The sequence below is a fragment of the Micromonospora sp. WMMD998 genome (genome assembly GCF_029581235.1).
Lineage (GTDB): Bacteria > Actinomycetota > Actinomycetes > Mycobacteriales > Micromonosporaceae > Micromonospora.
The window spans coordinates 613,984-625,000 of the sequence record NZ_CP120740.1 but is presented as its reverse complement, the minus strand read 5'-3'; the positions used below and the strand labels follow the sequence as shown (position 1 = coordinate 625,000).

The following is an 11,017-nucleotide window of genomic DNA, read 5'->3' as shown; positions in this document are numbered from 1 at the left end:
GACGTCATGACCGACATGACACAGGGGCCGCCGCTCCGGCAGATCGTCGGCTTCGCCCTGCCGCTGACCGCGGCCAGCCTGTTCCAGCAGGTGTACCTCCTCGTCGATGGCATCGTCGTCGGGCGCTACGTCGGCGTCGAGGGGCTGGCCGCGGTCGGGGCGAGTGGGCCGCTGTTCTATCTGCTGAACGCGATGTTCATCGGGCTCGGTACCGCGTTCACCATCCGCCTTGCGCACCTGCGCGGCGCCGGGCAGGACCGGCAGCGGCGTGACGTCGTGGTGTCCCTGGCCCTGGTCACGGTCGGCTGGATCGTGGGCTGCGTGCTGCTGGTCACCGTGTTGGCCGAGCCGGTGCTGGCGCTGATGGGCATCACGGGTGAGTTGGCCGAGCAGTGCGCCCGCTTCATCCAGGTGCTCTCCCTCGGCTTCCCCGGCATCTTCGGATCCGCCGCGGTCAGCGCCTACCTACGCGGCCTCGGCAACTCGCGGGCGGCGATGTGGGTGCAGGCCGCCGGAAACCTGCTGAACATCGGGCTGGCCCTGCTCTTCGTGGGTGGACTGGGCCTCGGGATCGCCGGTGCCGCGTTGGCCACGGCGGTGGCCAGCAGCGCCGCCGCGGTCATCGGAGTCGTCGCGTCGGGCCGGATCTATCCCCTGCCACCCGGCCGGCCCACGCGCGAGGCCGTACGCGGCGAACTCGTCGACGCCACCCGGCTCGGTCTGCCGCTGGCCACGCAGCACATCATCCTCGCCGTCGGGATCATGGTGCTGGTCTGGATCATCGAGCCGTACGGCGAGGTGGTGATGGCGGCCTTCACCGTCGTCTCGCGGGTCGAGGCGTTCAGTGCCATCCTGTTCCTGTCCTTCTCCGGGGCGGTCACCACGTTCGCGGCGCAGAACCTCGGCGCCGGCCACCACGAACGGGCCAGGCACGCCCTGTTGCGGACCCTGGGATTGACATTCGTGCTGACGCTGGTGTTCTCCGCCGTGGTCCTGCTGGCACGCGCCCCGATCGCCGCGCTGTTCACCGAGGACCCGACCACCCGGCGGGTCACCGGCGAGTACCTGACGATCATTTTTCCCTTCCTGCCGCTCTACACCCTGATGGTGGTCCTGCACGGCTACCTCAACGGTGCCCGCCGCACCACGGCGCCACTGATCTGCACCATCGTCGCCTTCGTCATGGTTCAGATCCCGTTCGCGTACCTGCTCAGCCGCCCGTTCGGCATCCACGCCATCATGTGGGCCGTGGTAGCGAGCTGGACCGTCGGTCTGTCGTACTCGACCTTCTGCCTGCGACAGGTACTCAGATCGCCGGCGGACCCGGCACCGGGCAACCTGTCCACCGTCGTGGAGGTGCCAAGCTCCCCATGATCACTATCCGTTCGGCCAACCTGGAGTTCCATGGCGGACGTTCGCGAACGGCCCCGCTGGCCTGGGGCCAGGAGGTCATCTGGGACCTGATCCGCGACTGGGAGAACACCCGGTCGTACGCCGTGCTCACCAAGTGGCTGCACATCCCGCTGCTGTTGAGCGTCGGGGACGTGCTGGAGAGCCTGGCTGAGCTGATCCGACGCCACGAGGCGCTGCGCACCATGTACCGCCCCACCGCCAAGGGCGACGCGATCCAGGAGGTCCTCGGCTCGGGGTCGCTGCCGGTCGAGCTGGTCGACCGCTCGGTCGACGACCCGAAGGACTACGGCAGCATCGTCACCGACTGTCTGGAGCGCGCCGCGGAACTCGGCTTCGACCATGACAAGGAACTTCCGATCCGTTTCTCGGTGATCCTTCAGAACGGCATCCCGATCCTGCTCACGGTGGCCGTGTCGCATCTGTCCGCCGACTTCGCCAGCGCTGAACTGCTGGTCACCGACCTCACCGCCCTGCTGGGAGCCCGCGCGGCCGGCGCGCCACCGCCACCCGCCCGGCCCGCACCACAACCGGCGGACCTCGCGCGGATGGAGAACGGGCCGCAGGGACAGCTACTGAACATCCAGGCTGCGCAGTTCATCCGGCGCCAGCTCGAACGAACCCGCCCGGAGATGCTGCCGGCACGGGCCACTCCGGTCACACCACGGTTCTTCCGTGGGCAACTGGAGTCCGACGCGGTGGCCGTCGCGATCGGCCCGGCGGCCCGCCGCCACCGGACGACCCCCTCCGCGATCCTGCTCTCCATCACCTCGGCACTGATCCGGTGCGTCTGCCCGGGGCCCAACTATCCGATCGACATCATGCAGGGCAACCGCACGACACCGGAGCTGGCCGGCACGGTCAGCAACCTCAGCCAGGGGATCCTGACCGTGATCGAGCTGACCGCGGATTCCTTCGCCGCTCTGGTCCGTCACTGCTCGGCTGTGCTGGCGGAGGCGAGACGGTACGGCCGGCATCGCCAGCGCAGCACCCTCGACATGATCAGTTCGGCGGGGGCGCGGCGGGGTTGCCAGTTCAACGACATCTGGTCGGCGCTGCCCGGCCGGCCGGCCAGGCCCCCCGCCACCCTCGACGAACTGGCCGCGGCGACCCGGTCCACCACGTTCTCCTGGCCCGAGCGGGTGCCCATGAAGAACAAGGATCTCTTCATGGGGATCCGGGGCACGGCCGAGCGGATCCACCTCTCGCTGTTCGCCGACACGGCCCTGCTGCCGCCCGGCGACATCAGGGCGTTCCTCGACACGTTCGAGCGGGTGGCCGTGACCCTCGCATACGAGGATCTCGCGCTGGAGCTGATCGCCGACTGGTTCGCCGAGAGCCGCACCAGGTACGCCGAGATCGACCGGTCCTGATCTGCAACCGCCGGGTCAGAACCCGGGGTCGGAGAAACCTGGCGGGGGTGGCAGTTCGCGTCCGTTGCGTTTTGCGACCGTCCACATGTGACTTCCCACGTCGTCGTTCTCCTCGATGAGGTAGTTCTCGATCAGGGTGCCGTCGGGGTCCAGGGCGTCGTATCGCTCCCACTGCTCGGTGCAGAAGAGAAACGCCGGCAACAGGTCCGGCGAGTCCGGCTCCTGGCCGCTGTCCGCGACGGCAGCCAGCGCCTCGGAGTGGCCATCGATGACGAGCTTGCACAGTTGCTCGCGGCCGGGGCCGGGGCCCAGGGCACGTAGCCACCGGCGGTACCCCTCGGTCGCTGGTGCCGGGAACTCCCCGGCGTCGAGGCGCACCAACTCAGACGCCATGGATGCGGGGTCATAGCTGTCGAGCAGGTCGAACCGCCTCTTCAGGACCGCCACGACGGCGAGCCCCGTGCGCTTTCTGCCGACCGGCGCGGGCTGGCACAGATGGGTGTTGGTAAGCGCGAGGTCGAGCACCGCGCGGGTCTCCAGCTTCTCGTCCCCGGGACTGCGTGGCATCGGCCAGCTTCTCAGCGCGTACTCGAAGTCACCGAGGAGGACCGGGTGGTTGGTGACGCGCAGGAGGTCGGCCATCGTCCCGCGCAACTCGGGATCGGCCGACTTGAGGGCAGCCGCGAGCACCCGTCTGCCGTTCGGTGGTGCGGTGACCAGTCGTACCCGTGGTTCGTGCGGGCAGTCCGGCGCGGGCGCGAGCAGGAACCGCCACGCCCGGCCCGGCGTGGCGGTCAGGCCGTCCCAGACGCGGTTGGTCACCTCCTGGTCGCTGCCCCAGGCCAGGGCCAGGGCCTCCTCGGCCATCGCCGCGACCCGCTCGTCCCGCGCACCCGTCATCAACCGGATCACCGCGGCGACGTTGCCGGCAGACGGGCGCCTCAGTCGTCTACAGAGAACTCGGGCGGCGAGCCGCGCCGGCGGGCCGGCGCCGCTGACCGCGATCTGCTCCAGCATCCCTCCATCATCGGGCTCACCTGAAGCCCGTGGGGTCCTACGGAAAGTCAGGAGTCGGTGGCACTTGGTGTGGTTGCGGACCAACCGATGTGTTCCGGAAAACTTCCGGAAAATGATTGACGTGTTCGAAACGCCGCTGCAATACTCCGATCACAGTGGCATCAACCTCTGTCAATTAAAACCAAGGAGGACCTGCGCATGTACGCCAGCGTCGGCGGCTCCCGCCGCCCGTCCACCGCCCGAAAATCGCGTCTTACCTTCCGGTTGGCCGTGCTCGCCTCGACCGTGGCGCTCAGTGCCGCCGGTTTCGCGGTTGCCGCCACTCCGTCCAGCGCCGCCACCTGCAACGGGTACGTGGGCCTCACCTTCGACGACGGGCCGACCGGCAACACCGGCGCCCTGCTGTCCGTGCTGCGCGCGAACAACGTACGGGCGACCATGTTCAACATCGGGCAGAACGCGCAGGGCAACCAGTCCGCCGCACGGGCCCAGGTCGACGCCGGCATGTGGGTGGGCAACCACAGTTGGAACCACGCGCACATGACCTCGATGAGTCAGAGCCAGATGCAGTCGGACCTCTCCCAGACCAACTCGGCGATCCAGTCGGCGACCGGCGTCCGGCCGCAGTTGTTCCGCCCGCCCTACGGGGAGACCAACTCGACCCTCCAGTCGGTCGCGTCGTCGCTCGGCCTGCGCCAGGTGATCTGGGACGTCGACTCCCAGGACTGGAACGGCGCCAGCGTCAGCCAGATCGTCTCCAACGCCAGCCGCCTCCAGGCCGGCCAGGTGATCCTGATGCACGACGGCATTCAGAACACCCGCGACGCGATTCCGCAGATCGTGGCCAACCTGAGCAGCCGCAACCTCTGCCCGGGCATGATTTCGCCGAGCACCGGCCGAGCGGTTGCCCCGGACGGTACGCCGCCGACCACCACGCCGCCGACAAGTGCGCCGCCGACCGGCACGCCCACCACTCCACCGCCCACCGGCGGGTGCACGGCGACGGCGACGACCCCCAACGTCTGGGGCGACCGGTACAACACCTCGGTGACCGTTCAGGGGGCCAGCAACTGGACCGTGGTCGTGGCGTTGACCGCGCCGCAGCGGGTCGCCACCACCTGGAACGGCTCACCCAGTTGGGACAGCACCGGGTACGTGATGACGATGCGGTCCAACGGCAGCGGCAACACCTTCGGCTTCACCACGATGATGAACGGCAACAGCTGGGCCAGACCCCAGATCCAGTCCTGCACCACGGGCTGACCCCGCTGGCCTGGGCTTGCGTGAAAGGCCGGTGGAACCGGGCCCCGTTCCGGGCGCGGTTCCACCGGCCGCGTCGATGTGTCCATCAGGAGAGGGCGCAGTTGACGCCGTTGAGGGCGAAGGAGCCAGGCTCGCCGGTATTGCCGGTGTGGGTGGCTTGGAAGCCGATTTCGGTGGATCCGCCTGCTGCCAGCGTCCCGTTGTACGAGACGTTGTGTGCGGAGATCTGACCGCTGGAGCCCGTGTAGGTGGCGTTCCAGCCGCCGGTCACGGTCTGTCCGCTGGGCAGGGTGAACGTCAGGGTCCAACCGTTGATCGTCGATGTGCCCCGATTGGTGATGCGGATGTTGGCGGTGAAGCCGCTGTTCCACGAGTTCATCGTGTAGCCCACCTCGCAGGCGCTGGACTGGCTCGGCGGCGGGGTGGTCGGCGGCGGGGTGGTGGGCGGCGGGGTGGTCGGGGGCGACGTGGAGAAGGTGATGTTCGAGACGTAGGAGTTGATGTTCCAGCTCGCGTCCGGGTCGGTCTGGCTGGTGACCGGTCTGCCCTGGACGGTGAAGTTCTCGAAGTGCACGCCGCTGATGTTGATCGTCGATGACCGTCCGTGCAGGTTGACGACCTTCTTCACGTCTGAGGAGACGTTCGTGAAGTAGGCGTTCCGGATCGTCGAGGTGTTCTTCACGGTGCGCCAGGACGGCGGGCGATCCTCCTCCAGGTCGATCAGACTGTCGGTCTGTTCCACCCTGACGTCTTCCCATCGGGTGTTCGAAACGACGGCGGTGTCGACCGCGTCGATCACCATCGAGCGGCCCGCCTTCACCACGTCGATGTCGCGGAAGACGATGCCGTCCATGGACGTGCCCTCGGTCTTGGTGCCGATCTTCGCGCAGGCGGAGTTGCTGTAGCAGACGACGTGTTCGTGGATGACGTTCCTGGTGTTGACCGTGCCGCTGGCGGACTCGTTCTTGGTCGCCATGTTGTCGTCACCGGTGTAGAGGAACGCGTTCGACAGCAGGCTGTTGGTCGACTCGTCGAAGTCCACGCCGTCGGTGTTGTTGTACCCCGTCGTGGGCCGGCAGTTGATCAGTTTGTAGTTCTTGATGGTGACCCTGTCGCTGCGGTAGACGAGCGTGTTCCAGTAGCTGGAGTCGCGTACGGTCACGCCGTCGACCAGGATGTCGGAACTCTCCTCGATCTTCAGCACGGCCAGGTTCATGCCCTGGGCCCGCAGGTACTTCCCGTTCCCGTCGATGACACCGCGGCCCAGCAGCTTGGCGTTGCTCACCCGGTACATCCGGAGGGAGGCGTGCTGCATGCCCTCGATGTTCACCCCACCGCTACCGGTGTTGAAGTCCGCCTTCTGGTTCGAGCCGTAGAGGACCGCGCCGGTGGCCAGGTAGAGGGTCATGTTGCTCTTCATCCACAGTTCGCCGACCTGGTAGCGGCCCGGAGGCACGTACAGGACGTTGCGGGTCGCCCCGGATGCGGCGTTGATGGCGCTCTGGATCTTTGACGTGACCAGGGTCGCGCCGGTGTTGTCGACGCCGTAGTCGGCGAGGTTCTTGACGTTGGCGTCGCCCAACTGGGGCGCGTCCGTCTCGGGCGCGTCGATCAGGATGAACAGCAGCTCCTTGGAGTCGAACTGGACGATCAGGTAGTTCGGACCGCTGGTGAAGGTGATGGTGTTGCCGCTGCGGGCGACGGCGAGTTTCCGGCTCTTGGGGCTGACGGTGTACGAGCTGAAGCCCTCGGCGACAGTGACCGAGAACTCGGCCGTGCCCGTTCCCGCCATCGAGCAGTGCGCATAGTGCACCTGCATCTCCGGGGCGTACTTCGTCATCTTCTCGACGAACAGCGGGGTGCCGGCGGTCGTGACGGTGTAGAGCGGACTCCTCGTCGCGCCGCGCAGGGCGGGATCGGCGATGCAGTCGGTCCCAGCCGCGGCGGTCGCACCGTAGACCGGCGCCACCAGAGTGCCCGTCCCGACACCACCGAGGATGAGGAGAGCGACTGCTGTCCAGATCGCGAGACGTTTGTTCTTCATCGGTACCTTTCCCGGGGGCCGGCCCCCGGCGGTCTGAAGCCGGCCTTTCTGTTTCGCTGTGTCCATTGCTCTGTTTCCTTGCCGTGGGGCCAGGCGGAGCCGGGGGAGCGGCTTCGGTGAGAAGCTTCCACTGCCGGACGCTACGCCCTGACGTCGACGTCCGTCAATGAAATGGCTACCTGGTGGAAACAGAAAGTGTCGGGGCAAGCAACGAAACTTTTGGGGGCGTGACGATGGCAGCGCCGACTCGGAGGTCGCGGGCCGCGTCTACAACGGATCGCCGGCGATCGCGTCGTACTCCCGGCGTATCGCCGCGATCAACTGGTCGGCTCGGGCGAGCGGAACGCCGTCGACCGCGGCGACCGGGCGTAACCCTGCGGTGGCGTTGGTCGTGAAGACGGCGGTCTCCCCGGTCAACTCGGTCAGCTCGACCCTGCCGGTCCGGTGGGCGATCCCGAGCCGGTCCAGCACGTCTCCCAGCAGCCGCGTCGTCACCCCCGGCAGGCAGGCGGCGTCCGGCCAGATGACCGTCTCCCCCCGGACGACCGCCAGGTTCCAGGTGCTCCCTTCGACGACCCGGCCGTCCTCGGCGACGAAGAGCGCGTCGTCGAAGCCGGCGGCCTGCGCCGCCCGGCGGTGATGAACCGTCGCACAGAGCCCGGTGTGCTTGACCTCCGGCAGCTCCCGGACATACCGCACCGACCGCAGCGCAAGCGGTGGGAGCGGCCCGGCCGGGGCGGGCCGGACCGTGACCAGCAGCCGGGGGGCGGCCGGAGCGGGCGGGCGGTCCAACCCGGGCCGGGAGTCGAAGGCGGTGACCCGGACGGCGACCGCGCCGCCGCCCTCCCCGCTCGCGGCACCGTCCACGCCGGCCGGACCGGTGATCATTCTCCGGGCCAGGAACCGCACCCGTTCCGGATCGAGTTCCGCTCCGAAGAGGGCCCGGGAGTCCCGGCGTAGCCGCTCCAGGTGGTGGGCGAGGCCGCGCACCCGGCCCCCGGCGACCCGCATCGTGGTGAAGTGCCCGTAGTTGACAAGCGCCAACACGCTCAGGTCGGCCGGGCTGACCGGGGCGCCGTCCAGCTCCACTCGCTCCTCCTGCCGCTCGGTCAGTACTTGCTCTGCGCGGACGGGCCCTGACGGGGCCCGTAGGGCGCCGTCTCGAGCCACCGGCCGAGCGCGGGGACCACCGGCGCCAGCGTGGCGAAGCACCGCTGCCGGATCCGCATCGCCGGCCCCGGCCGCAGGTGGCGCAGCGCGGCCCCGGCCGCGTCCCGGTTGTAGCGTGCCGCCGCGTGCCGCCGCGCGGCGTACCCCGGCACCGCCGCCGGATCGGCGTCCGCCGCCGCGATCGCCTCCGCGGCGGCGACGGCGTCGGCCATCCCGCTGTTCATCCCGCGCGCGCCGAACGGCGGGAACAGGTGCGCCGCCTCCCCCGCGAGCAGCACCCGATGATGCCCGTCGGTGAGCCGGTCCGCCACCACCTGGTGAAAGTTGTACCGGGCGACCCACAGGATCCGATCCCGGTAGCGCTCCGGCACCACCGCGGGCAGCCAGCGCCGCGCCGCCTCGACACTGTCGAAGGTCGCCGGAGCGTCGGTTTCGCGGCACTGGAGGTCGACCTGCCAGCCGCCGGCGAAGGGCACCAGGAGCACGGTCCGACCGCCGAGGGCCGGATGTTCGTAGTGGAAGGTCCGGCGCGACGGCATCGGCTGGTTCGGATCCTCGGCCAGGTCGACGACGACGTGGAAGCCGTGCGGCCGGGGACCGTGCAGTCCCACCCCGAGCGACCGGCGCACCGCCGAGCGGGCGCCGTCGGCGGCGACGACGTACTCGCTGCTCCACCGCCGGCCGTCCCCGGTCTCCAGCGTGACCGCCTCCGGCCCGGTGGTGACCGTGTCTACCGCGGTGCCCCACTCGAACCGGACCCCGGCCCGCTCGCAGGCCGCCAGCAGCAGGCGTTCCGTCTCCACCTGGCGCAGGCTGGCGAACGGGGGCAGCCCGTGGGAGTGCGACGGATAGCTGCGGGAGAAGACCAACCGCCCTCGGTAGTACGTCTCGCGGGTCGGCCAGACCACGGACCGGCGGGCGATCTCCTCGGCGAGTTCCGGGCTGAGCCCGGCAAGCAGCCGCAACGTCCGGCCGTGCACGAACAGGGCCCGGCTGCCCGGTCGGCTACGGTCCGCCGGCTCCGCTTCCAGCACCGTGGCCGGCAGACCCGCCGACCGCAGCGCCAGGGCGGCCGTGAGACCGGTCGGACCGGCGCCCACCACGATCATCGGCCGCGCTCCGTGCCGGTGGAGCCGGGCGCCGCGCCGGTGAGTTCGCGGATCCGCTCCCGCAGCCGGCCCTTGTCCACCTTCCCCACCGCGGTACGCGGGAACGACTCGACCAGCTCCAACCGGTCCGGCAGCTTGTACGCCGCCAGCCCACGCTCCCGCAGGAACGCCACCACCTCGGTCAGCCGCGGGGTCGTACCCCGTGGTCGTGGCACCACGAAGGCGCAGGTCCGCTCGCCGAGCAGCGGGTCCGGCATGGCGACCACGGCGCACTCCCGTACGGCCGGGTGGGCCAGCAGATGGTCCTCCAACTCGTCGGCGGCCAGCTTGTCCCCACCCCGGTTGATCTGGTCCTTCACCCGGCCCTCCACCACGAGGTGCCCGCTGGGCAGCATCCGGACCAGGTCGCCGGTGCGGAAGAACCCGTCCGAGGTGAAGGCGGTGGCGTTGTGCTCCTCCGCCCGGTAGTAGCCGCGCAGGGTGTACGGCCCCCGGGTGAGCAGCTCACCCACCTCACCGTCGGGCACCGGAGCACCGGTGGCGTCGACCACCCTGATCTCGTCGTCGGGGGACAGCGGCCGGCCCTGAGTGGTGGCCACGGTCTCCGGTGGGTCGTCCGGAGCGCTCTGGCAGAGCAGCCCCTCGGCCATCCCGAACGACTGCTGCACCGCGCACCCGAGGGCCCGGCCGAATCGTCGGGCGGCCTCGGCCCCGAACTTCGCGCCGCCCACCTGGACCAGCCGCAGGCTGGACAGATCCGAGCCGGCGACCCCGGCCATCTCCAGCCAGAGCAGGGCCAGCGGCGGGACCAGCCCGGTCACCGTCACCCGTTCCCGCTCGATCAGCGGGAAGACATCCTCGGCGCTCGGCGTCGGCGCGAGCACGACCCGACCGCCGACGTGCAGGGTACCGAGGATGCCCGGGCAGGCCAACGCATAGTTGTGCCCGACCGGCAGCACCGCCAGATAGCTGTCGGCCGAGGTCAGGCCGGCGTTCTCGGCGCTGAGCCGAAGGTTGTAGCCGTAGTCCTGGTGAGTTCGGGGGATCAGCTTCGGCAGTCCGGTCGTCCCGCCGGAGAGCAGGAAGAGCGCCACGTCCGCCGGGTCCGGGGCGGGCAGCGGCTCCGGCTCGGCGTCCACCGCGTCGAGGGCGACGAACTCCGCCGGCTCACCCACGACGAAGACGTGCTCCGGCCCGGTCACCCGACGAGCGAGTTCGCGGTGGTCGAAGCCGAGGTAGCTGTCCGGGATCACCAGCGCGGTCGCCTCGCTCACGGCGCAGAGGTGGGCGAGCTCGCTCTCCCGGTGGGCGGGCAGCGCGAAGACCGGAAGTGCGCCGAGCCGGAACAGGGCGTGGCACAGCGTCACGAACTCGATCACGTTGGGAAGCTGGATCACGACCCGGTCGCCGGGGGACAGGCCGGCCCGGCGCAGACCCGCGGCCAGCCGGTCGGCACGCCGGTCCAGCTCCCCGTAGGTCATCCGGCGGGCCGGCTCGACAAGTGCGATCCGGTCGGCGTCGGCGCTGGCCAGAGCCCGCAGCCGATCGCCGAGCGGCTCCGGCCGCCAGTAGCCCCGCTCGGTGTACCGCCGGGCGAACTCCGGCGGCCACGGTACACACCCCGCCAGCAT

The 11,017-nt window shown here is 69.8% G+C and carries 8 protein-coding genes; 3 read left to right on the top strand and 5 right to left on the bottom strand.

From position 1 onward, the window contains the following. Positions 1 to 6 precede the first annotated feature (6 nt). Positions 7 to 1,374, top strand: coding sequence for an MATE family efflux transporter (locus tag O7619_RS02840; protein WP_282285488.1), 1,368 nt, complete (start codon positions 7 to 9; stop codon positions 1,372 to 1,374). Further along, entirely contained in the window at positions 1,371 to 2,783 is a 1,413-nt protein-coding gene (locus O7619_RS02835) for a condensation domain-containing protein (RefSeq protein WP_282285487.1), read from the top strand. The genes O7619_RS02840 and O7619_RS02835 overlap by 4 nt, the downstream gene beginning before the upstream one ends. 15 nt (positions 2,784 to 2,798) lie before the next feature. Here O7619_RS02835 and O7619_RS02830 read toward each other — a convergent pair whose 3' ends face one another. Continuing rightward, on the bottom strand, positions 2,799 to 3,800 hold the full coding sequence (locus tag O7619_RS02830) for a hypothetical protein (RefSeq protein ID WP_282285486.1): 1,002 nt from the start codon (positions 3,798 to 3,800) through the stop codon (positions 2,799 to 2,801). A 198-nt stretch (positions 3,801 to 3,998) separates the two neighbouring features. On the opposite strand from O7619_RS02830, the gene O7619_RS02825 reads away from it, so the two are divergent. Next, positions 3,999 to 5,063 (top strand): polysaccharide deacetylase family protein, encoded by a 1,065-nt coding sequence (locus O7619_RS02825; protein WP_282285485.1) that lies wholly within the window; start codon positions 3,999 to 4,001, stop codon positions 5,061 to 5,063. Positions 5,064 to 5,148: 85 nt separating this feature from the next. Here O7619_RS02825 and O7619_RS02820 read toward each other — a convergent pair whose 3' ends face one another. The 4 genes from O7619_RS02820 to O7619_RS02805 form a co-directional block, all read right to left on the bottom strand. After that, positions 5,149 to 7,107, bottom strand: a complete 1,959-nt coding sequence (locus tag O7619_RS02820) for a cellulose binding domain-containing protein (RefSeq protein WP_282285484.1) — start codon at positions 7,105 to 7,107, stop codon at positions 5,149 to 5,151. 267 nt (positions 7,108 to 7,374) lie between these two features. Further along, complete coding sequence (locus O7619_RS02815) at positions 7,375 to 8,196, bottom strand: aminotransferase class IV (RefSeq protein ID WP_282285482.1); 822 nt, start codon at positions 8,194 to 8,196, stop codon at positions 7,375 to 7,377. 20 nt (positions 8,197 to 8,216) lie between these two features. Beyond that, positions 8,217 to 9,386 carry an FAD-dependent monooxygenase gene (locus O7619_RS02810; RefSeq protein ID WP_282285481.1) on the bottom strand — a complete coding sequence of 390 codons (1,170 nt, stop codon included), beginning with the start codon at positions 9,384 to 9,386 and terminating at the stop codon, positions 8,217 to 8,219. Beyond that, positions 9,383 to 11,017 carry an AMP-binding protein gene (locus O7619_RS02805; protein ID WP_282285480.1) on the bottom strand — a complete coding sequence of 545 codons (1,635 nt, stop codon included), beginning with the start codon at positions 11,015 to 11,017 and terminating at the stop codon, positions 9,383 to 9,385. The genes O7619_RS02810 and O7619_RS02805 overlap by 4 nt, the downstream gene beginning before the upstream one ends.